The sequence below is a fragment of the Cohnella candidum genome, from assembly GCF_003713065.1.
Classification (GTDB): Bacteria; Bacillota; Bacilli; order Paenibacillales; family Paenibacillaceae; genus Cohnella; species Cohnella candidum.
In genome coordinates, this window is sequence record NZ_CP033433.1 from 3,485,215 (window position 1) to 3,508,158 (window position 22,944).

General features: G+C 56.4%; 19 protein-coding genes. 3 read left to right on the forward strand and 16 right to left on the reverse strand.

Going from position 1 to position 22,944, the window contains the following annotated elements; translation table 11 throughout:
• Window positions 1-187: 187 nt before the first annotated feature.
• Together EAV92_RS15915 and EAV92_RS15920 are read right to left on the reverse strand one after the other, a co-directional pair.
• Window positions 188-835 carry a response regulator transcription factor gene (locus EAV92_RS15915; protein ID WP_123042016.1) on the reverse strand — a complete coding sequence of 216 codons (648 nt, stop codon included), beginning with the start codon at window positions 833-835 and terminating at the stop codon, window positions 188-190.
• Complete coding sequence (locus tag EAV92_RS15920) at window positions 816-2,678, reverse strand: PAS domain-containing sensor histidine kinase (RefSeq protein ID WP_123042017.1); 1,863 nt, start codon at window positions 2,676-2,678, stop codon at window positions 816-818. The genes EAV92_RS15915 and EAV92_RS15920 overlap by 20 nt, the downstream gene beginning before the upstream one ends.
• Window positions 2,679-2,862: 184 nt before the next feature.
• Here EAV92_RS15920 and EAV92_RS25055 point away from each other — a divergent pair, with 184 nt between their 5' ends.
• A complete protein-coding gene (locus EAV92_RS25055) occupies window positions 2,863-3,678 on the forward strand; it encodes a methyl-accepting chemotaxis protein (protein WP_123042018.1) in 816 nt (271 codons plus the stop codon).
• A 126-nt stretch (window positions 3,679-3,804) separates the two neighbouring features.
• Window positions 3,805-5,223 (forward strand): aminotransferase-like domain-containing protein, encoded by a 1,419-nt coding sequence (locus EAV92_RS15930; RefSeq protein ID WP_123042019.1) that lies wholly within the window; start codon window positions 3,805-3,807, stop codon window positions 5,221-5,223.
• A gap of 8 nt (window positions 5,224-5,231) precedes the next feature.
• On the opposite strand, the gene EAV92_RS15935 is transcribed toward EAV92_RS15930, so the two are convergent.
• Window positions 5,232-5,441 (reverse strand): hypothetical protein, encoded by a 210-nt coding sequence (locus tag EAV92_RS15935; RefSeq protein WP_123042020.1) that lies wholly within the window; start codon window positions 5,439-5,441, stop codon window positions 5,232-5,234.
• A 162-nt stretch (window positions 5,442-5,603) separates the two neighbouring features.
• Between EAV92_RS15935 and EAV92_RS15940 the strand changes: the two genes are divergently transcribed.
• Window positions 5,604-5,945, forward strand: a complete 342-nt coding sequence (locus tag EAV92_RS15940; RefSeq protein ID WP_123042021.1) for an ArsR/SmtB family transcription factor — start codon at window positions 5,604-5,606, stop codon at window positions 5,943-5,945.
• 79 nt (window positions 5,946-6,024) lie between these two features.
• Here the strand turns inward: EAV92_RS15940 and EAV92_RS15945 are convergent, their stop codons facing one another.
• The 13 genes from EAV92_RS15945 to EAV92_RS16005 all read right to left on the reverse strand — a co-directional run bounded on the left by EAV92_RS15945 (window position 6,025) and on the right by EAV92_RS16005 (window position 22,814).
• Window positions 6,025-6,903 (reverse strand): ROK family protein, encoded by an 879-nt coding sequence (locus EAV92_RS15945; protein WP_123042022.1) that lies wholly within the window; start codon window positions 6,901-6,903, stop codon window positions 6,025-6,027.
• A gap of 77 nt (window positions 6,904-6,980) precedes the next feature.
• Window positions 6,981-8,663: a glycoside hydrolase family 13 protein gene (locus EAV92_RS15950; protein WP_123042023.1), complete on the reverse strand. Its 1,683-nt coding sequence runs from the start codon at window positions 8,661-8,663 to the stop codon at window positions 6,981-6,983.
• Window positions 8,656-10,170: a glycoside hydrolase family 32 protein gene (locus EAV92_RS15955; RefSeq protein WP_206424227.1), complete on the reverse strand. Its 1,515-nt coding sequence runs from the start codon at window positions 10,168-10,170 to the stop codon at window positions 8,656-8,658. Before EAV92_RS15955 ends, EAV92_RS15950 begins: the two co-directional genes overlap by 8 nt.
• A 1-nt stretch (window position 10,171) precedes the next feature.
• A complete protein-coding gene (locus EAV92_RS15960) occupies window positions 10,172-11,008 on the reverse strand; it encodes a carbohydrate ABC transporter permease (protein ID WP_123042024.1) in 837 nt (278 codons plus the stop codon).
• A complete protein-coding gene (locus EAV92_RS15965) occupies window positions 11,008-11,892 on the reverse strand; it encodes a carbohydrate ABC transporter permease (protein WP_123042025.1) in 885 nt (294 codons plus the stop codon). Before EAV92_RS15965 ends, EAV92_RS15960 begins: the two co-directional genes overlap by 1 nt.
• Window positions 11,893-11,978: 86 nt before the next feature.
• Window positions 11,979-13,316, reverse strand: coding sequence for an ABC transporter substrate-binding protein (locus EAV92_RS15970; protein ID WP_123042026.1), 1,338 nt, complete (start codon window positions 13,314-13,316; stop codon window positions 11,979-11,981).
• A gap of 153 nt (window positions 13,317-13,469) precedes the next feature.
• The gene (locus tag EAV92_RS15975) at window positions 13,470-14,444 is read right to left on the reverse strand and encodes a LacI family DNA-binding transcriptional regulator (RefSeq protein ID WP_123042027.1); all 975 of its coding nucleotides are present in this window, start codon (window positions 14,442-14,444) and stop codon (window positions 13,470-13,472) included.
• A gap of 93 nt (window positions 14,445-14,537) precedes the next feature.
• Window positions 14,538-15,662 (reverse strand): winged helix DNA-binding domain-containing protein, encoded by a 1,125-nt coding sequence (locus EAV92_RS15980; protein ID WP_123042028.1) that lies wholly within the window; start codon window positions 15,660-15,662, stop codon window positions 14,538-14,540.
• A gap of 88 nt (window positions 15,663-15,750) precedes the next feature.
• Window positions 15,751-17,328 (reverse strand): M20/M25/M40 family metallo-hydrolase, encoded by a 1,578-nt coding sequence (locus tag EAV92_RS15985; RefSeq protein ID WP_164472806.1) that lies wholly within the window; start codon window positions 17,326-17,328, stop codon window positions 15,751-15,753.
• A gap of 207 nt (window positions 17,329-17,535) precedes the next feature.
• Window positions 17,536-19,299 (reverse strand): cache domain-containing sensor histidine kinase, encoded by a 1,764-nt coding sequence (locus EAV92_RS15990; protein ID WP_123042030.1) that lies wholly within the window; start codon window positions 19,297-19,299, stop codon window positions 17,536-17,538.
• 21 nt (window positions 19,300-19,320) lie between these two features.
• Entirely contained in the window at window positions 19,321-20,907 is a 1,587-nt protein-coding gene (locus EAV92_RS15995; protein ID WP_123042031.1) for a response regulator transcription factor, read from the reverse strand.
• Between the two features lie 114 nt (window positions 20,908-21,021).
• Window positions 21,022-21,936 (reverse strand): carbohydrate ABC transporter permease, encoded by a 915-nt coding sequence (locus EAV92_RS16000; protein ID WP_123042032.1) that lies wholly within the window; start codon window positions 21,934-21,936, stop codon window positions 21,022-21,024.
• A 14-nt stretch (window positions 21,937-21,950) separates the two neighbouring features.
• On the reverse strand, window positions 21,951-22,814 hold the full coding sequence (locus tag EAV92_RS16005; RefSeq protein WP_241158569.1) for an ABC transporter permease: 864 nt from the start codon (window positions 22,812-22,814) through the stop codon (window positions 21,951-21,953).
• Window positions 22,815-22,944 lie beyond the last annotated feature (130 nt).

Below are 22,944 nucleotides of genomic sequence, written 5' to 3' on the forward strand. Positions count from 1 at the left end.
GGGAGGCGGGGGTTAGTGCAGGAGAGTGTGCGATTTAGCGCGGGTGGCGCGCTATTGGGGCGGGGGTGCGGTAGAGTGTGCGAGCTGATTAGTGGACGTGGGACACTATTTCGGCGGACGCACGGTGAAACGAGCTGATTAGTGGGAAGCACACAAAAAGCCGGCCCGAGGCCGGCTTTCTCTAACATCAATATAAATCCTCCGCCGGCAGAATGCCGAGGGTTTTGGCTTTCTTGATGGCTTCGACCCGCGAACCCGCGTGCAGCTTCTGGAAAATGTCCGTCAGGCCGTATTCCAGGGACCGCTGGCTGATCATGAGCGTTTTGGCGATCTCCTTGTTGCTCTTGCCTTTCGCGAGTTCCCGGAGCAGCTTTTCCTCTTCGTTCGTGATCGTCACTTTCTCTTGATCGGCTCCCCCGGACACGACGATTTCCTGCCTCCTCAGCTGCTTCAGCAGCTGCATCGGGATGATCGCCTCTTTCCTTGCCGCGAAGCGGATCGCTTGGATGAGCTGATCCCTCGTCGACGTTTTCGCGATGAAGCCGGACACGCCGGACTCCATCAGCAGATTGAAGTGCGGAGCGATCTCGAAACCGGAATAGATCAAAATGACCGCATCGGGCACGATTTCGAGCACCTTTTTCGCCAGGTCGGCCCCATTGATGTTCGGCATGTATAAATCGAATAAGATCACGTCGAACTTATGAAGCTTGATCAAGTCCGGCACCAAGTACACGTCGGTCTCGATCTTCACGTTCATGTCCGGCTCGGATTCGATCAACAGCTTCGTCCCTTCGACCACGGAACGGTGGTCGTCAACCAACAAAATGTCCATACGTATCACCTTTAAAGTCCGTATTTTCGGGAATCGAGATCTGAACGTGGAACCCGGCTTTCGGAGAAGACCTCAGCTTCATTTCGCCGCCCAAGCTCAGCACGCGCTTTTCCATGCCGGAGATGCCCATGTGCTGGAAGGATCCCGACAGCGTCGTCAAGTCGATTCCGACTCCGTCGTCCGAATAAGAAAAATAGACGCGGCCGCCGTCCGACGACAGATTCATGTCCACCCGGGTTGCTTCAGAGTGCTTGGAGGCGTTGTTCAGCAGTTCCTGCACGATCCGATACACGCCGAGAATCTGTTCTTCGCCGAGCGCACTGTCGAACCCGTCTGCCGTAAAGCCGATTTCGTAGTTCGCGAACATCCGGGCATAGGTCAGCAGGCTTTTGACCGATTCGACGAGCCCCATTTTCAGCAGGAAAGGCGGCCGTAATTCGTTGCAGGTGATGCGAATCTGATGGATCGCGTCCAGCAATCCCTCTTCGATGCGGACAAGCTCGCTTCGTACGGGTTCGTCGAACCCGTTGCCGGACCGAAGCGACTCCAGCTTACGGTACCAGATGATCAAATCCTGCAGCACCGAATCGTGCAGGTCGCTCGAGAGCGCGAACCGTTCTTTCTCCGATAGCTTGAAAAGCAGGCGAAGCATCCACTTGGGCGTTTCGTTCTTCTCCACCATTTCTTCGACTTGCCGGATCAAATCCTCGATCACCAGCAGGTTGTCGTACAGGATGGTCACGTAATGCATCGCCGTTTCCAGCCATTGCGCTTCGATGCCCGAAATCGGCTGCTTCAGCGCGATTCGCAAATAAACCGGATGCTCCTTCTGCCCGATTTTCACCCAGTGGTCGAGCGGATCCCGATCGGCAGGCTCTTGCCCCCGAGGCCGCTCTTCGATGGATGCCTCGGTGACCTGCAGGACGTCCCTCACCTCGTCCAGCAGCCGTTTCTCCAGATCGGCGACCTTCATGACGTTCGCCAGGTCGCTGGAGAAACGATTGAGGCTTTGTTGAAGGGACCTGTATCTTTCCTCGCTGTGAATGAGCTCCTGCTCTTCCCGCTTCCGCTCCGTAATATCGCGCACGAGGCCGTGTACGCCCGTCAGTTGGCCGCCCAGGATGATCGGCACCATCGTGATGTTAACGATTTTCTCGCCGTGCCGGCCCTTGTAAATCCGGCAATCGAAGTCCCGCGGCTCTTTCTGCTGCATGACTTCGAACAACACCTGGTAAACCGAGGGATGGTCTTCGTCCCAAATCAGCCCCATAAAGCACCGGTCCGTCAGCGTAGCCATCTCGATGCCGGAGATGTCCTCGAAGGCTCTGTTCGCGTTGACGAAATTCAATGCCAAATCGATCGAGAAAACGCCGGCCAGATTATTTTCGAACAGGGATTTGTATCTTTGCTCGCTTTCCTCCAGGGCCCTCTCCGTTGCTTTGCGTTTCGTGATGTCCCGGGCGATGGCGACGACGTACTGAACCTCGCCGGCGCAGTCGAGCACGGCTTTTACCCTGGATTCTATGTAAACGGTGTGCCCTTTCGTGTGAAGGACACGGTACTCCAAATCGACGGATTCTTTCGTTCGCACGACGTCCCGATGACACTGCCGGACCCGTTCTTGGTCGTCCGGGTGAATGACGTCGAACGCATCGATTCCCTCGTAATCCGAAGTGTAAAATCCGATCAGGCTTTCGATGGAGGGCGACACGAACCGGACGATGCCGTCGTTATCCACCAAAATGATCGCGTCCAAACTATTTTCGGCGATGATCCGGAATCGCTCTTCTTGCCCGATGCCGGGTTGAAGAGAGGTTGTCGTTTGCGCTTCCGCTTCGTTCATCCTATCCTGCTCCTCGGAGGGGATTGTTTGATAACATCATACCGCAATCCCGCCGTTTCCGGCGCGCAAAAAATGGGGGTAACGCCGCAATTTGCGCGCCTTCCCGCAGGAAATCCCCGCCGTCCATCGAATGTAAAGCAACAGCGGTAAAACGTCGACAACCAGAGCGAAGGAGATTCCCGCCATGCATCCTAGACTAGAGCTGTATCATCGCCACTTGGGTACGATTCAGGAGCTGTTTTTCGAAGGAGCCGCGTTGCTGCTCGCCGATACCGAAACGGTGCTGGAATCGCTGCCATCGGAGAAAATCCACTTCAAAATTAAAGGAATGACGATCGACCGTTTCAAGGACAGCGTGTCGTACAAGGCGCTGATGACGGGGCTTCCCGTCAAAGAAGAAAGAGGGCCGGAGGCGTTCGGCTTTCCGTATTATTCGAAGGCCGTGCCGATTTTCGACGAGGACGGAAAGACAGCCGTCGGCGTCATCGCCGCGATCACGACGAACGAAACGGTGAGCAAACTGCGCGAAGAAGCGACCCATTTGTCCGCCGTCGTGGAGGAAATGACCGCGATGACCGTCCAAATCACCGAAGGGTCGAAGGATCTGTCGGAAGAAGTGAAAGGTTTCGCCGCGGTCTCTCATTCGATGGCCGAGGATATCAAGCAAGTCCACAAAGCACTGGAATTCGTCCAGGAAATCGCCAACCAGTCCAACCTGCTCGGGCTGAACGCCGCCATTGAGGCCGCAAGGGCCGGTGAAGCCGGCAAGGGCTTTTCCGTGGTCGCGCAGGAAATTCGTAAAATGGCCGACGTGTCCAAAGAGACATCCGGGCAAATCCGGGAACTGCTGAAATCGATCCAGTCCTCGACCGACCGGTTCGGCAAGCTGGTCCAATCGATCAGCCGGAACACCGACTCGCAAGCCGGCAGCCTGGCCGAGCTGAACAAGGCGTTCGAACAAATCGCGATGACCGCCGACAACCTGGCCAACCAAGGTTGATCCGTAAACGTACAAACCGCCGATGCTTCGGCGGTTTTTTGATTTTTCGGTTCGAAGAGCGGATACTGTTGTAAAATGGCACTGACATCGGCGTTGGCGGGAATGAAGGACGGAGGATCGGCAGCGATGTGGAAACCGGATCGAACGGCGGGCAAACCGTTGTACCGGCAAATTTACGAGTACCTCGAACAAGGGATCGCTTACGGGGAGTGGCCGCCCGGCAGCCTGCTTCCTTCCGAGAGAAAGCTGGCGGAACGGCTGGGCGTCAACCGGAGCACGGTCGTGCAGGCGTATGAAGAGCTGCGCGCTTCGGGATGGGTGGAAAGCAGCGTGGGCAGCGGAACCCGGGTGGCGCGTTCGGGTTGGGACGCGGCTCCGAACTGGAGAAAATACACGGAAGGCGGAACCATCCTTCCCAATCTTCCGCTCATGCGGAGGATACGTGAGGTTGCCCGGAACGGCGACAACGTGATCGACATGGCGAACGGGGAATTGTCGGCCGACCTGTTTCCCAATGAGGCGGTCGCGGATCTCCTGCAGGGACAGCGGTTCTCGGAGCACCTCGGGTACGACGATCCCCAGGGCTTCGGGCCGCTGAGAAAAACGCTCGTCGCCACCCTGCTCCGCCGTCTCGGCATTTCCGCGACGGAATCGTCCGTGTTGATCACGTCCGGCTCGCAGCAATCCCTGTTTTTGATTACCCGGTGCCTTCTCTCGCCCGGCGACGCCGTGGCCGTGGAGGATCCGTCGTACTGCCGCTCCCTGCCGATGTTCCGATCGGCCGGACTCCGCGTCTTGCCGTTGCCGGTATACCCGGACGGGATCGAGCCGGAGGATATCGAGCGGCTGTACCGGGAACATCAGATCCGCATGATCTTCGTGAATCCGAATTATCAGAATCCAACCGGGTCGGTCATGAGCGCGGAGAAGCGGGAACGGCTGCTCCGGACGGCCGCCCGGCTCAGGATCCCGATCGTCGAAGACGACCCCTTCAGCTTGACCTCGTTCGGCGGAGAACCGCCTCTGCCGCTAAAGGCGTCGGATCGGGAAGGCATCGTTCTCTATATCGGCTCGCTCTCGAAAATCGCCGCTTCCGGCCTTCGGATCGGTTGGATGATCGCTCCCCGAACCGTCATCGGCCGTCTGACCGATGCCCGGCAGCAGATGGATTTCGGCTTGAGCGTCGTCTCCCAGTGGCTGGCCGAGCGGCTGCTCCAGTCGGAAGAATTCGGAGATCACCTTCGGCGTCTGCAGCATTCCCTTCGGGAAAAGCAGCAAAAGATGGCCGATGCGCTTCATCGCCATCTCGGACGCCGGGTCTCGTTCCATCTCCCGGAAGGCGGCCTCAATCTATGGTGCAAAATCGATCGGGAGCCGGACGGAGGCAAGCTCGTGGAGGAAGGAATCAAGCGGGGCATTCTATTCTTGCCGGGAAGCGTGTTCGGCTCCGAGCCGGGATTCGTCCGGCTCAGCTATGCCAAACCGGGACTGCATCAAATCGGCCCAGGCATCGAAGCGTTCGCCCATGCCCTGGAGACCCTGTAGCCTGTAGCTTACTTCCGCAGCAAGAGAAAAAAGACGGCCACTACAGCGACGAGCGTGGCCGCGTAAATCCAAAGCAGCCTCTTCCATTTCGCCAACGGTTTGGCGTCATAGGCCGCGTTCTCTTCTTTGTTTTCTTTGGAAAAGCCGACCCAGAACGTCGCGATCAAGGCGACGGCCATGACGCAGACGATGAGAATGATCGTGCCGGTAGTTCCCACTGTCGACCCCTCCTTTTCGTTTTGCCTTTATTTTAAAACGGGAGAGCCCGTCCGTCTCCATCCAATCGGACGTTCCGCTCCCCATCCATGTTCAAAGAATCGCAACATGATTCCGCTTTGATTGCATTGACTGGAATATTCCCAATTGGATATATTAAGAATATGAACTCGACACTTACCGCTCTTGCCGAACCTAACCGCCTGCACATCGTCGAGCTGTTACGAGACGGTCCCCTGTCCGTAGGAGAAATCACCGTTCGATTGGGGCTGGGCCAGCCTCAGGCTTCCAAGCATCTGAAGGTGCTGAGCGAAGCCGGAATCGTCGAAGTCCAAGCGATCGCGAACCGGCGAATCTACAGGCTGAAGCCCGAACCTTTCCGGGAAATGGACGAGTGGCTGGAATCGTACCGCCGTCTTTGGATGCAAAGGTTCGACCAACTGGACGATTACCTGCGGAAGCTTCAAAACGCACCCAAGAAAGAGGAAGAGAACACCGAGAATTAGGAGAGGGGGACCGTTTTCCGCGAAAATGGCAAGTCCCGGCGATCGCCTCGCCGGGACTTTCTTTATGAATTCCGATTCCTTACGCGCGTCCCGCTGCGGCGAGGCCGAGCGCCAGCGCCCCATAAAGGCCGGCGATTTCGCCGAGCCCCGGAGCGACGACGTATTCGTCCATTCCCGCCAGGACCCTCTCATCGCGCACGTATCCGTTCAGATAGCGTTTCGCTTCTTCCCGAATCATCGGAAGCAGGTGCTCCTGTTTCATGACGCCGCCGCCGAGAATGATCTTCTTCGGAGACAGCATGAGAACGGCCGTCGCCACGGCTTGTCCGATATAGTAGGCTTCCATCGCCCATGCCGGATGGTCCGCGCCCAGTTCGCTGCCTTTAACGCCCCATCTCCGCTCAATTGCCGGGCCCGCCGCTACGCCCTCCAAGCAGTCCTTGTGGTAAGGGCAGAAACCCTCGAACGTATCGTCCGGGTGACGCTTGACCGGAATGTGGCCGCCCTCCGGGTGCACAAGGCCGTGGACGAGCTTACCTTCCGCATAGACGCCGACGCCGATGCCGGTGCCGATCGTGAAATAGGCGCAGCTGTCCAGCCCTTTCGCCGCTCCCCACTTCGCCTCGCCGTACGCCGCGGCGTTCACGTCCGTGTCCCAGCCGAACGGAACGTCGAATTCCTTTTTCAACGTTCCGAGGAAATCGTAACCCGTCCAGCCCGGTTTCGGCGTCGTCGTTACGTGCCCGTACATCGGGCTGGCCGGGTCGATGTTGATCGGTCCGAACGTCCCGATCCCGATCGCCTCTACGCCTTTATCCCGGAAATAGTCGATCACTTTGCCCAGCGTCGGCTCCGGCCTTTCCGTCGGAAAGCTGATCCGGTCCAGGATCCGCCCTTCCTCGTCGCCGATGCCGCACACGAATTTGGTGCCCCCTGCTTCGATCGCGCCGATGCGCATATGTATTCCCTTCCCCCCGTCGAAATACGATGAAAAGCCGACGCCGAAGGCGCCGGCCGCTCGAACCTTCCGCCGATTCATCGCTCTATTAAGTATACTCTCGACTCGAACGGCTTTAAAGTCATCATTTCCGTCGCGGCGTCAGGGCTGGCACCCGCGTCGCTCGCGAGCAGCAGCTCCGACGTTTCAAGCCGTAAATCTTTAGGCAGGTTAACGGTCGCCGCCGCTTCGGATAGATTAACCGCGACCAGCAGCAAGTCATCGCCCAACGTTCTCGTATAAGCATATACGCTCTCATGCTCCGGCAGCAGCAGATCGTAAGTGCCGTAAACGGCGACGGCAAGCTGCTTGCGCAGGCGGATAAGCCGCCTGTAATGGTGATAGATCGAATCAGGGTCGTCGATGTCCTGTGCGACGTTGATCGCCCGGTAGTTCGGATTGGTTTTGAGCCACGGCTTGCCCTCGGTAAAACCGGCATTCGGGCCATCATTCCACTGCATGGGCGTTCGGGAGTTGTCCCTTCCGTGGGACCAGATGCCCTTCATGATCTCCTCGTGGCTTTTGCCGTTCTCGGACTCGATCCGATACAGGTTGCGGATGGCGACGTCGTTGTAGTCCTCAATGGAGTCGAACCGCACGTTCGTCATGCCGATTTCCTGCCCTTGATAAATATACGGCGTTCCGTGCATCAGGAAGTACATCGTGGCGAGCGCCTTGGCGGACTGTACGCGGTATGCGCCTTCGTCGCCCCAGATGGATACCGAGCGGGGAAGGTCATGGTTCTCCATGAACAAAGCGTTCCAGCCTCGGCCCTCCAAGCCCTTTTGCCAACGGGTGAGCGTCTTTTTGAAAGCCGGCAGGTCCGGCCGTCCGCCCTCTCCCGTGTTCCAAAGCTTCAAGTGTTCGAACTGGAAGATCATATTGAACTTGCCGTTTTCTTCTCCTACCCAGAGATCGACGTCCTCCGTATCCTCCACGCTGACGCCGTTGGCTTCGCCGACCGTCATGACGTCATACCGGGACAGCGTTTCGCGTTTCAGTTCGTCAAGAAAAACGTGGATGCCTTCGCGGTTCATGTGACCGTCGAACGAAGGAACGAGCTTCCGTCCTTCAGGATTCGGGAGGTCCGGAAAACCCGGCACTTTCTTGATGTGGGAAATCGCGTCCACCCGGAACCCGTCGATGCCTTTGTCGAGCCACCAGTTGACCATGTCGTAAAGCTCTTGGCGCACCTTCGGATTTTCCCAATTCAGGTCCGGCTGCTTGCGGGAGAAAATGTGCATGTAGTACTGCCCGCTCGCTTCGTCCAATTCCCAAGCAGGACCGCCGAAGATGCTCTCCCAGTTGTTCGGTTCCGCGCCGTCCTTCGGGTCGCTCCAAATGTAATAATCGCGTTTCCCGCTGTCCTTGCCCGACCGCGATTCGATGAACCAGGGATGCTCGTCCGACGTATGGTTGATGACTAAGTCCAAAATGAGCTTCATGCCCCGGGCATGCACTTCTTCCAGCAGCCGATCGAAGTCTCCCATCGTGCCGAATTCGTCCATGATGTCCTGATAGTCGGAAATGTCGTATCCGTTATCGTCGTTCGGCGATTTGTACGTCGGGCAGATCCAAATGACGTCGATGCCGAATTCCTTCAAATAATCCAGCTTGGAGACGATGCCTTGCAGATCTCCGATTCCGTCCCCGTTGCTGTCCATGAAGCTTCGGGGGTAGATCTGGTATACCACAGCTTCTTTCCACCATGCCCTATTCACCGTGCACGACTCCTTCCGCCGCTCCTACGCTTCGTTGTAAATCCCATTTGCGCAATCGGACGATCTTCATGGTTCCTTCGGCGAAAAACCGGATCCCGGTCGAGCGTTCGCCCGGGTATATTCTCGCCGTCATCGTTTTCTCTCCGTCTTGCAGGAACGCTTCCACGGAAGACCGGTCCACGAACAGCCGAAGCTGCAGCAGTCCGTCCTCCGATCGTACCGGCGCTTTCCGTATGCCTCCCGGGCCGCTTCCCGATTTTTCGCGATTGAGCGTGACCGTTTGTTCCGAAGGACGGAACGAGATAACCGTCTCTTCGCCGGCGACCTCGTCCACCCGAAGCGCGACGCCGGCTACCGCCGCCCCCGACGCGTCGATCAGCAATTCCAACTCGTAGCCGTCACCGAAAACCCCGTCCAGCCGCACATCTCCCGATACTTCGATATCGTCGTATGCCGTAAGGCCGCCACGAAGCTTCTCAAGCTCCGGGATCGGCCTGCAGCGGATTTGCCCTTCTTCCAGCGACAGTTGCCGCGGCAGCGTCATGGCGCCCGCCCAGTGGCGGTCCCGCTCCGGCATCGAACTTTCCCACATTGCCATCCAAGCCATCATGATTCGGCGGCCTTGCCCGTCCTCCATTGTCTGCGGCGCGTAAAAATCGAATCCGTAATCGAGCATCTCGAACGGCCCGTGTTGGAATTTCCCGGACGCGTAATCCAGTTCGCCAAGCATATAGCCGGCTTGGTGCAAGTTCAGGAACTTGTCTCCCGTCGGTTTCACGCCTTGAGGTGACATCACGAGCACGTCTTGGCCGTCCAGACGGAACAAGTCCGGGCATTCCCACATGTAGCCGTCCCGATCCGGGTCCGACCCTTGGGCGGGAATGCCGATGAATTCCCAATTCATGAGATCGGCCGAGACGTACAGCAACAGTTGTCCAACATGCTCGCGCGTTCGGGATCCGAGGACGCAGTAAAATTGGTCGCCGTGACGCCAAACCTTGGGATCGCGGAAATGGTACGGATGGATATCGCCGTCGGGCGCCTTGCGGATCACCGGATTTTCTGACCACTTGTCAAAACGGATTCCGTCTGCGCTGATCGCCAAGCACTGGGCTTGCTCCAGGTCGGTATCCCGGTTGCCGCCCGTCCAACGGTTGCCCGTATACATCAGGAACAGCAGCCCGTCTTTCTCGATGGCGCTTCCCGAGAAACAACCGTCCCGGTCATAATCCTCGGAAGGCGCCAGCGCGATCGGCATTTCGGTCCAAAAAACGAGATCGGCGCTTTTGACATGTCCCCAATGGATATCGTCCCAATAAGCCGAATAAGGGTGGTACTGATAAAAAAGATGGTATTCCCCCCTGTAAAAACAAAAACCGTTCGGATCGTTCATCCAATGCATCGGCGGCGTCACATGGTACCGCAGTTTCCAGTAATCGTCCGCCGCCCGTTCGCGGTGAGCGGCCACCCAATGCGTTGCTTTGCGCGCGAGTTCCTGATGCTTCAACTTATTTGATCGCCCCTTGCATGACGCCCTTGATGATGTACCGCTGGCCGAACAAATAGACGACGAGAATCGGCAGCACCGTCATGAGGATCGCCGGGATCAGCAGCTCCCAGTTGTTCATGTACGTGCCGTTGAAAACCTTCATTTTGATCGGCATCGTGAAATGCGCCTCGTCGTTCAGCACGAGCGACGGAAGCAAATAGTCGTTCCAGATCCACAGCACGTTCAGGATCGCGATCGTGGAGGAGGTCGGCGCGAGCATCGGCAGGACGATTTTGAAAAACGTCTGCCTGCGGGTGCATCCGTCGATGAGCGACGCTTCCTCCAATTCGAGCGGGATGGACTTGATGAAGCCGTGGTAGATGAAGACGGAAAACGCGCTGCCGAAACCGATATAGAGGACGATCAGCAGCCCCATCGGCATCGTTTTGATCCAATTCAGCTTGGCTCCGTAAATGTAAATGAGCGGAATCATGATCGATTGGAACGGAATGATCATGGAAGCGACGAGAACCGCGAAAAACGTTTTATTGAACCGGGTCGCGTTCCTGACGATATAGTACGCCGCCATCGCGCTGAACAGCAGGATGAACGCGACGCTGAGCGCGGAGATCACGAACGTGTTTTTGAACGTCACGAGGAAGTTCATTTTCTCGATGACGTCGCCGAAATGGCTGAAATCCCAATGCCTCGGCAGCGAGAACGGATTCTCGAGGATGTCTCCGTTGGTTTTGAAAGAATTCACGATAAGGAGGAAGAACGGGAACGTAAACGACACGAACGCCACGATCAGCAAAAGGTAAGTCAGCGTCAAAGAAGTCCACCTGCGTGCCGCCATTACGCTTCCACCTCCATCTTCTTGCTGAAATAAACCTGCAATCCCGTCACGACGGCCACGATGACGAACAGAACGATCGCTTCCGCCTGACCGACGCCGTAGTTCGTCTCCAGGAACGCTTTCTGCACGACGTGCATGGATACCATCTGCGTGCTGTTGAACGGGCCTCCTCCCGTGAGGGAGAAGTTGATATCGTAAACCATGAAGGCGTTTTTCAAAGTCAGGAAAATCGTGACGACGAACGAAGGCACCATCAGGGGCAAGGTCATTCTGGTGAGCCGCTGGAACGCATTGGCGCCATCGATGGTAGACGCTTCGATGATGTCTTTCGGCACGCTGATCAGTCCGGCGATGAAAATGATCATCATGTAACCCGCCGATTGCCAGATCGTCACGATGACGAGGGCCCAGAAGGCTTGGTGCTCATCGCCCAGCCAACCTAGACGCAGCGCCTCGATGCCGAATTTCTCCCCGATCATAGGCAGGGATTGGACGAAAATGAATTGCCAGATATAGCCGAGGACCAAGCCGCCGATGAGGTTCGGCGTGAACAGCGCGGTACGGAAAAAGTTTTGGCTTCGGAGGCCGGAAGTGACCAGATAAGCCAAGATGAAACCGATCGCGTTGACGAGCACGATCGTGGCGCCGACGTATTTGACGGTCAACCACAGCGACGCCCACAGGTCCTTATCCTGGAAAGCCGTCTTATAGTTGTCGATCCCCGAGAACTCCAGCGGACTCACGGGCGACGTCATGTGCATCAATGTCAGGTAATAGCCGTACGCGAACGGAATCAATACGGCAATCGCGAACGCGATCAGGGTGGGGCCGGTGAAAAACAACTGGTTGCCTAACCGTTTGACCTTGCTTTTTTCTGCGATCATTCTCTCTCGCCACCCCTTGCACGAAATGAACGATCAGATAGGCGAGCGTGAACTCGCCTATCTGATCCATGGAACCTGCGACGCCGTTATTTCTTGCTCGTGCAATACGTTTGGATGGCTTTCGCCAGATCCGCGCGGGATTCTTTCTTGACGATGTATTTCTGGACATCCGGGCCGATGATTTTGAACCAGTCGTCGGCGACGACGTAGTTCGTGCTGAACGGCATCGTTTTGCCTTGCGCGATAGCGTCGGCAATCGCGGCTCCGAGCGGGTTCGTGACCTTGTTCGGGTTGTTCTTGAAGGCCGAGATGATTTGGGATTTGTTCACCAGGAAGTCTTGGCCGGCTTTATCGTAGACGAGCCAGTTCAAGAACTTCTTGCCCGCTTCTTGCTGCGCCGGAGTCGCGTTTTTGTTGATGGCCAGGATTTGCGTCGGGCCGGCCACGATTTTGTTGTTCAGCGGGTTGTCCGGGTTGTTGTCGTTCGGTACCGGAATGAAGCCGAAGGAGTCGCCGGCGACGGCTTTCAGGGAGTCGAACGCCCAGTTGCCGTTGAACAGCATCGCGGATTCGCCTTTGCCGACCGACAGGTGAGCGTCGTCGTAGTACTGGCCCAGCGGACGCTCGCCGTATTTGTTGTAATCCTTGGAAGCCAGCAGGTCCATCGTGTCGTAATAACCGTTCCAAGCCGCGTTGCCGGCCAGGTCGAATTTGCCTTCCTTCAGCTGCGAGACGATCGTGCTGCCGTCGGCGACCTGGTTCAGGAATTGCGTGCTGTAATGGTTGCTCACCGACCAGGCTTCCGTCTGGTAGGCGACCGGGTATTTCACGCCGGAAGCCTTGATTTTGTCAAGCAGCTCTTTCAATTTGTCGCGGGTGTTGATGGAGAACGGGTCGAACGTGCCGCCCACCGCTTTCTCGACCACTTTCTTGTTATAGACGAGTCCGAAGCCTTCGATCGCGAACGGGAAGCCGACGACTTGGCCTTGCTCGTTCTTGAAGCCGTCTTTCGTTTCTTCGTTCCACTTCTCGCCGGACAAATCGATGCCGAAGTCTTTGTATTTGTTTAGTACGGCACTCGGTTCCAGCATGGCTACGGTGACGACTTCACCGGAGGCCGTCAGCTTATCGAGAATGCTGAGCGTGTCGCCGACCGCTTGGGACTGCGCCACGACTTCGATGTTCGGGTTCGCGGCCATGAAGTCCTTGGCGGCCTGCGTCCATTGGGAAGCGATTTCACCTTTGCCGTTCGTGATGATGATTTTCACTTTTTCCTGGTCCGGACTGGCTGACGCGCTGCTGCTCGCCGAGCTGCTCGGCGCCGCGGAGGACGCGTCCGGCGACTCAGCCGTTTTGGAGCCGCCGCATGCGGCCAAGCCAAAAGCCAGCGATGCGATCAGGAGCGAAGCGAATGTCTTTTTCAAACAGAACCCCTCCAAATGCGTTTTTGGTAATCGCTTTCAACGATTCCGATTATATATGACAATCGTTTGACATGTCAATCGTTTGACATATGTAAATTCACGGTTTTTTTTCATAGAAAAAAGCCCGCGAAAATCGCGGGCTTGCCTGCTGCGTTACGTCGTCTCTCTCTCTACCAATGTGACCGGGAGTAAATTTTCCATGCTGAAGTCTTCCTCGTCCATTTGTTTGCGGATCAACTCGACCGCCAGTCTGCCCATCTCCCGGATCGGCTGCTTGACCGTGGTGATTCCGGGGGTAGCCCACGAAGCCATCCGGACGTCGTCGTACCCGACGATCCTCACCTGGCCGGGCACCTGTTTGCCGAGCTTGCGGCACCATTTGATCACGAAGGCGGCGATAATGTCGCTGGTCGCGAAAACACCGTCGATATCCGGGTGCTCCGTCAAAAGGCCGGATATGATCCGCTCGTACTCTTGCTGGTCGAAAACGTCCATGTTCGTCTGAAGGGTCATAAACGTTGCGCCGTTCTCGGAAGCGACCCGTTCGAACCCGGACGTCCGCCGGTTTGCGAGCAAGTCCAACTGCAGGTTGCCGCAAATATGCGCGAGTTTCCGGCAACCCTTGTCGATCAGGAGCTGAGCCGCGAGTTCTCCGCCGCGTTCATTGTCCGATGCGACAAAAGGAATGCCTTCGATTTGGCGGTCCAGCGTCACGACGGGATAGGGGAGATTGCGATACACCTCGACGTCAAGCGTGTGGCTGCCCATGATGATGCCGTCCACCCGGTGGCGTTTCATCATCTCGATATACTCCCGTTCCTTGGCCGGATCCAGCTGCGAATTGCATAGTAAAAGCTTGCACCCGTTCTGGTAGGCGTAATACTCCGCGGCATTGGCGAACTCGCCGAAGAAGGGGTGGGAAATGTCCGGAATGATGAGGCCGATGATATTCGATTGCTTGCGAAGCAGAGACCGGGCGATCTCGTTCGGCTGGTAATTCAGTTCTTCCATCGTGCGGTAAACTTTTTCCCGGGTTTTCTCGCTGATGTAACCGCGGTTGTTTAGGACCCGGGACACCGTCGTCACGGAGACTCCCGCCTTCTCCGCTACGTCATTGATCGTCGACATAGGCTCTCCTTTGTTCCATGCTTGGAAAGCATCTTGTTATTTTCATTATACAAGAAAGCGGTGAAGGGGCCAGCTTTGCGCTGGACTCGGAGCTTACTCTTCGCTGTGCGATTCGAACACGATATCAAGCTTGGAAGCGTCCGCTGCGGCAAAGCCGAGTAATCGTTCCCCCTCCAAGGTCAGCTCGCTTCGAGCCTCACCGGATAGAGATTGGAAGGGTTCTATGCTTAAAACGGCCGTACTTTTATCGCGCGTGATTTTCCACGTGCCGGAGACGAAACCGTCCACGAGGATGGTGGACCGGACGATGCCGTTCCTGGTGAATACCCGCGCTCGGTCTTCCTCCCCGATCAGCCGGCTGCGATCCGCGTAGGACAGGAGCAGGTTATCGAATTCTCCCAGGAATCTTGGCGGGGCGTGCGTTTCCGGATCCGGTCTCGGAGCGTCCGGCAAATCGAACAATTCGACGTCTCTTTCGTCGCGGAAGGAGATAAGTTTGGCCCGCAGCTTCCCGACGGTTTCGTTCAAACGGGTAAGCCCCGACCATGCCTGTATGTCCTTGACGGACGCCGGGCCGAAAGCGTACAGGTACCGGAGAATGATTTCCTCCTCCCCCATTGACGAGGAGAATAGCGGGCCCAGCCAAGCTTCCGCGGTCGTATGCACGGCTTGTCCGCTCACGCCCCATAAGCCCCGCGGCGGCACCTGAACGAGCGGCACCAGGTTTCTGGCTGCCGCGGCGAGGGCTTCCGGGTCGCTGCGGGTCCATCGCTTTCCCAGCCTCTTGCCGAGCTCGCGGAGCGTCAGCGGCTCCTCTTGAATCTCCGCTCGTGCCTCTAATGCCAGTGCCTGCCGGTCTACTTCCCCAAGAAGCGTGCCGAAAGCTCCGTTCAAGCTTCGGTCCAAGGCGGGCTGCACCCACGATCGCAAAGAGAAGCAATCCCGGGAGGACACCAGGTGGAGCGTCGCGCGCATCAAGGCGATCCGAACGGCCTTTTTATCCTGAATGAGCCGGGATAATTCTTCTTGACGAAAGCCCTCCAAACGGGACCATAGCGCGTAATAAGGGGGGTTCGGCGCCTGAGCTTGCAGGCCGGCAAGCCGCTCGATGGCTTCGAGCGAAGGCAGCCGGACCCGGCTCAACAGCATTTGTCTGGCGAGCGAAGCCCGGTTCAACGCCTTCAGGCTAAGGATGGGCAGGGCTTTATCTCCGCTCATGCGCGAATCTCCTCCTTCGAAAACATGCCTCGGCTTTCCCGAACATGACTTCTACACCATTATAAAGCGGGCGCATCCCCAAATATAGTTAACGTTTGCGCGCAAGCGGCATGGCTAGCGGCACGAACAGCAGCAGGAGGATCAGCAGATAATGGATTCCCGCGATCCCGACCCCGATGGCCATCAGCCGGAAGAACGGATAGAGCACGAGAATGAGGGGGATGACGGTCACCATTTGAAGAAAAGTGATCGCCCGCGGGGATCGGCGCAGCCGAACGCTGCCCCCTAGGCTGACGGCGCTTAACGACAACGGGATCGCCGTGAGGTAATGGCTGCCCGGCATGCCGAAAGTCGTAAGGAGAGCAAGCAACGCCATCAAAAGCATTGCACCGACTGCGGCGTCCTCGATCCGCATGCCATTCAGCAGCATGTTCAACCAAGAGACCGCCTTGATTTTCCTAAGTCCCCAAACGATGAGACCGCTGAGGATCGCGACGATGCCGACATAAACGAAGAACGGCCAAGTGAAGCCCTGGAACTCCAGAAGCGAATAACCGATGCTCCAAAACGTCCCGAAGACGGCTAGCAGCAGAATCACTACGATCGTGAACAACGCCCATTTTACCCCATTCCTCGGCCGCAGCTCTCTTCTTTTCCATCCCAAGTAAACCGCCCATGCGAACAGCCCCAGGGAGATCGCGGTCAACACGGGATTCCATGCCGCGGGGTACGTCACGAGCGCATTGCCGAACAAGTTAAAGAACGCATCATTTCCTTGGCCGTTCAACGAGGATAGGTCCACATTACCCAGTGTTTTGGCCATCGCTAAAGCCGTCTCTCCGCTATGCTGCACCGTCGGAAGGCTGACATGGCCGAGATCGTCGTTCGCGGTATGATACACGCCCGCGCCTTCCGCGTAGGCGAAGTTCAGCCCGGGCACGCCCGCGTTTTTGAATACCGTGAAATCCGTATCGTTCGGCAAGATCTTGAACACGTCCTGGAAAAACGAGAAGGCATAGGGATGATCTGCGTTTTCCCGGAGCAACCGGATCGCTTGACCGTTTTCTCCACTCGTCTGGAAAAGCAGCATCGGACCTGAGGAGCCCCGTGCTTCCAGGTTCAGCACGAAACCGATGTCGTCCGCAGCATGACGATTCATATAGGCTTTCGCGCCGAACAGCCCGGATTCTTCCCCGTCCGTGAGCAGCACGACGACCGTGTTCCGCAGGGGAGCTTCCTGCTTTAGGACGCGCAGCGTCTCCAGCAGCACGGCGACGCTAGCGGCATCGTCGTTCGCGCCCGGCCCTTCCTCCACGGAGTCGTAGTGGGCGGTCATGAGAATCGGCTTTCCCGGCTGCGTGCCCGGCAGCTCGGCGACGATGTTGCGGATGGGCAGCTTTCGGACCCGGAAATCCACGGTCGACGTTTCGAAGGATACCGGAATGCCCATTCTTCTGATCGTCTCGGCGATGTAATTCGCGGCTTCATTGTGATTGGCCGTTCCGGGCACCCTCGGCTGCACCGCGAACACTTTCAGGTGATCGTATGCCCGCTCCGCCGAAAATTCGGAGCCCGCCGCCTCCCGGGGCACCACGCTGGCGGAGGGAATCCTCAGCTCGCTCGCCAAGCAAATCAACAAAATCAACGCCGCGTAAGCGAATTTCATTTTGCTCCCCCATTTTTCATAAAAGCTCCTCTCCATCCTACCGATCGGATATTTATAAAAAATGGATAAATTCTAAACACATTATAAAATTTTGTCAATGCATAAGCGGGGAACTCGCTTGCAACAGCGGCATGAAATACTCACCGCAGGCCATTAATCGCATGAAAGCCCCGGTGATCCCAAGATCATCGGGGCTTTCATGCCTTCCTATGCAGATTCATCTTCTGCCGGCTCATCCTCGACGAAAATCACGATTTCCGTTCCTTCGCCTTCCGTGCTTTGCACCCGGTAATCGACGCGGTCTCCGTAATAACCTTTAAGGCGCAGGAACACGTTGCGGATCCCGACGCGGTCGTAGGCTTCCTCTTCGTTGTCCAACGCCCTGAGCAGCTGTTCGAGCTTCTCCGCCGGAATGCCGACTCCGTTATCCTGTACGATATACACGATTCCGCCGGGAACCTTGCGGATTTCCACGATGATCTTCCCGGATTCCTTCAGCGGCTCGATGCCGTGGATGCTCGCATTCTCGACCAGCGGCTGAAGCGACATTTTGGGAATCATCGCCTTCAGCACTTCGTCGTCCGCCCGAATTTCGTAATTCAACTTATCGCCGAAACGGTACTTCTGGATTTCCAGGAAACACTCGACGAGATCCAGCTCGTCTTTCACCGTGATCCAATCCTTGCCCCACGTCAGCGACTTCCGGAAAATCTTCGCCATGTTGTGGATCATCTTGGCCGTTTCGGTCTCCTGCTTCATCAAGCTTCGCATCCGGATCGTCTCCAGCGAATTGAACAGGAAATGGGGGTTAATCTGGCTTTGCAGGGCGTGCAGCTGCGATTGGTTGCGGCTGAGCTGAAGCTCCTTCTTCTGGATGTCCGCGAGATAGACGTCTTGGATCAGGGATTTGATCTGCAGCGTCATGCGGTTGAATTCGCCGGTCAGCTGCCCGATCTCGTCGGCGGACGGCTTATCGTTGATCGGCTCGAACGAATGGTTCTTCACCCGTTTCATATGCTTCAAAATGCGGATGATCCGGTTGTTCAGCGAGCGCGTGAACCAGATGATGATGATGGTCGGAACGACGATATTGGGAATCGCCATATAGATCACGAACTCCCTGGATTTCCGTACCTCTTCCAACACTTTGCGCTCATCGAACTCTCCGACGATTTTCCAACCCTTCAGGTAGGATACGTTCCCGAAGTCTTTCTCCAGCACGATCGATCCGTTCGATCGGGACGGCGCAACGAAAGGGACGGGTTCGGCCGAAGCCCTGTCCGGGTCGGTCGAAAGCAGGATCCGGTCCCCCTCGATCAAATACACTTGTCCCTCCAAGGTCACGTTGCGCAGGGAGTCCGCGATTTTCTCGGGATGAAGGTCGATCTTCAAAAACTTCTCCGTTTGGTTGAATCCGCCGGGATCATTCATGCTGCGGATGACGCTGATCGCGTTCGGCGTCAGGCCGGGGAAATCCGGATGGTTCCATTCGATGATCGGCAGCGTGGATGCGTTCTCCGTTAATTTACGGTACCACGCCTGCTTTCGGACCTCGTCCGTGATTTGCAGCACCCGTCCGCCGAACAAGAGAGTGGGGTTGTCGGAGTAGAGGGTCACGGACTGGATGACTTGGTAGACCGGGCTGTATTTCTCGAGCACATGGAGAATGTACGTATGGTAGTTATCCACGTAGTCGGCGGGAGAATCGTACTCCTTGTCGAGGTACTCCATCAGCACGGCATCGTTATATAAGACGGACGAAATTCCAACGCTCGCGTCGATCTGATCCAAAATGTTATTGCGGATCTGGTCGAGGGCCCTGTTGATGTCCGAAAGTTTCTGGTTTTTCACGTTGTTCGTCGTGATCTGGTAGAAAATCACGTTCGTCAGCACGACGGGAATGAATACCGCAAGCACGAACACGAGCAGCATTTTATCCCGCAGCCGGATGTCGTTTAAGCTTCGAACCATGGGACACCGCCGCAAGAAGGTTTAGGAACGGGCAATGAGCGAATTTTTATACTCCATGGGCGTTTTCCGTTCGACTTTCTCGAATTGCGTGACGAAGTAATCCGGGTTGCTGAAACCGACCTTGGCCGCGACTTCGTATACCTTGCAGTCGGTTTGCCGCAGCAGGCGTTTGGCCTCCTGGATCCGGATGTTCAGCAGGTAATCGTTAAAGTAAACGTTGTACGTTTTTCTGAACAGCTGGCCCAAATAAACGGGGTTCATGTAAAACTGCTTCGCGATGCTCTTCAAGCTGATATTTTCCCGGAAGTGCGTCTCGATGTACAGCTTTACTTTGGAAATGCCGCCTTTCGCTTTATCCTTGCGAAGGGAGGCCATATAATCGGAGCCGTCCCGGACGAAGTCCTCGAATACCCGCCTCAGCCCGGACAAGGTCATCGGGCGCTTGTTCCAATGCAAAACGCCGAGCAAAGACTCGACTTCCGCTTCATTTCCCTCCATTTTCCCGATGGTTTCGGCGACTCCGAGCGCAAAACGCGAGATGCACGCATGTATGGATTCCGGCGCAAACCGCAAGTCCCGAAATTCCGCGAACATATGGGACACCGCTTCATGGGCGGCGTTCACGTCGTGCTCTTCCAGGCTCTCCATGAAAACGTCCGTCCATTTCGGATCCAGGTCGCGATATTGCAAGGGCATCGAACCCGTCTTTTCCGAGAAAATCACGGTTTGATCCGCCAAAGCGAATTTATGGGGCAGCGATTCGAAGACGCTCCGGTAAGACATGGCCGCATCCTTCGCGGAACGTACGGAATGGCCCAGATATACCCGGGGAACGGCGGAGGAATCCGCAGCGGCTTTGGACACGTGACGTACGAGCCCTTCGGCGAATCTCTCCCAAGATCCCGCATATGCGCGCAGCCGCCCTGAATCCGCGAGAAACCCGAATGCGTAGGGATTATGGGTCTGAAACGGCATCGGCGGATCCCCTTGGCCTAATGCCGCCAGGAAATCCGCGGCCGAGCGTTTCCAGCCTTCCAATGCCAAAGCCGCCTCTTCCTCGGTCTCGGAAGAGGCGTCGTTCCTTTCCACGATGACATACCGAAACTCGGCGTCCCGCGTGAAGCCGAACAGGCGGGCAGCTTCTTGGGCCGTCGATTCTTCCGCCTTGCCTTGCAAGAGCCGCTCCAGCAGGAGCGCGCGACGGTTCTCGTTTTCCGCCGGCACGGCCGCTTTCTCCCATTTCGAGGAAACGCGGCGCAGCGTCTCCGTCAGCTCGTCTTCATCGATCGGTTTGAGCAGGAGATCGTCCACTTCGAAGCGGAGAGCTTGCTGAGCATATGAGAAGTCGTTGTATCCGGTAATCAGGATGAATTTGGAGCGCGTCAGGTTCTTTTCTTTCGCGCTGCGGATCAACTCCAACCCGTCCACGACGGGCATTCGGATATCCGTAATGACCAAATCCGGTTGCAGCCGCTCGATCAGTTCGAGCCCTTCTTCCCCGTCGGAAGCCTCGCCCACGATTTGATAGCCATGGTCATTCCAGGGAATGAGGCTGCACAGCCCTTTGCGGGCAAACACTTCGTCGTCGATGAGAATGACTGATCTCATGTACGGCTCATCTCCTCGCCGGGAGTGCTTGTAATCGCTTTCTTTTCAATTGTAACGGTTCGACTGCCGTCGGGAAACCGAAAATATTTAACTTTTCCTTTGAAAAGTTTAGATTTAACCTTTCACCCCGCCGAGCGTCATGCCTTTGACGAAGTATTTTTGCAAGAACGGATACACGATGATGATCGGCAAGCTGGCGACGATGGTCATCGTGGCCCTGATCGAGGTCGGCGTCACGAAATTGCCCCCGTTCTGGGACGTAGCGAAGCCGTCGGTCGCCGACGTGGATGCATTGGAGTTCTGGAGAATCTTCATGAGTTCATATTGCAGCGTGCTCAGGTTAAGTTCCCTGGAATTGTACAGGAAAACGTCGAACCAGGAGTTCCATTGCCAGACGGCCGTAAACAAGGCGACGGTCGCGAGCACCGGCACCGTGAGCGGCAGCACGATTTTGATGAACGTCGTGAATTCCCCCGCTCCGTCAATCCTGGACGATTCCAAGATGCTTTCGGGCAATCCTTCAATGAACGAACGGATAATGATCAGGTTGAACACGCCGATGATGCCCGGAATGATGTAAACCCAGAAGTTATTCAGCATGCCGAGCTCCCGGATGAGCAGGTAGTTCGGAATGAGTCCTCCGTTGAAGTACATCGTGAGCACGAAAGCGATGGAGACGAATTTGCGGAGCACGAAATCCTGCCGGCTGATCGTATAGGCGACCATGGCCGAGCAGAAAACGGTAATCACGGTGCCGATGACGGTCCGCAGGATGGAAATCCAAGCGGCGTGGAAGATCGTCGCTTCCCGGAATACATAAGCGTAATTGCTCCAACTGAACACTCTCGGCCATAAATAAATGCCGCCCTTGATCGAATCGTTGGCATCGTTCACGGAAACCGCCAGCATGTTGACGAACGGATATAAAGTGACGACGACCAACAGGAGCAATAAAATCGCGTTGACCGTATCGAAAATGCGGTCTCCCGGAGAACGGAACCGGCCGTACAGCTTTTGCGTTTTTTCCATGATGTGCTCCCTCCTTAAAACAGCCTGGCTTCGCCGAACCGTTTGGCGATGCCGTTAGCCGAGAACAACAGAATGAAGCTCACCACGGTCTTGAAAATGCCCGCGGCAGCAGCCAGCGAGAAATTCCCCATGGATATCCCGTAACGGAGGACGAATAGGTCGAGGTTCTCCGAATAGTCCAAATTCATTCCGTTGCCCAGCAAGTACTGGGGCTCGAAGCCGGTTTCCAGAATGTTGCCGACGTTCATGATGAGCAGGATGATGATGACGGGCTTGAGTCCCGGCAGCGTGATGTGCCAAATCCGCTTAAACCGGCCGGCTCCGTCCATTTCCGCCGCTTCGTATTGCGACGGATCGATCATCGTCATGGCCGCGAGGTAGACGATCGTATTCCAGCCGACGTTCTTCCACACCTCGGATGCTCCGAGAATGCCCCAGAAATAGTGGCCGACACCCAGCCATAAAATCGGCTCCTTGATCAATCCGAGCGCCATCAGCAATTCGTTGATGATGCCGCCGTCCGAAGACAGGACGGTCGAAATGATGCTGGCCGCGACGACCCACGAAATAAAATGCGGCATGTAACTGATCGTCTGCACGAGCCGTTTGAAAAAGGCATGGCGCAGCTCGTTCAGCATGATGGCCAGCAAGATGGCCGTTACGAAGCCCAGCACCAGGTTGATCCCGCTCATGGCGAGCGTATTCCTCAGCACCCGAAAGAAAGCATCTTCCTTGAACAAAGCCTCGAAGTGCTTCCAGCCTACCCACTTCTGGTCGAAAATCTTCTTGGCCGGCTTGAAGTCCTGAAACGCGATAGTCCAACCCCAGATCGGGACGTACTTGAAAATGAACAGCCAGATCAGGAAGGGAAACGACATCAGAACAAGCGCTCTTTGCTGAAACAGTCTTTTGAAGAAGAGGCGGAGCCGTCTCGGATTGTTCGGCAGCGGCGTGCCGGCGTGACTCTTCGGTGTCATCAGATTCTCCATATCCTTCGCTCCTTGTAGG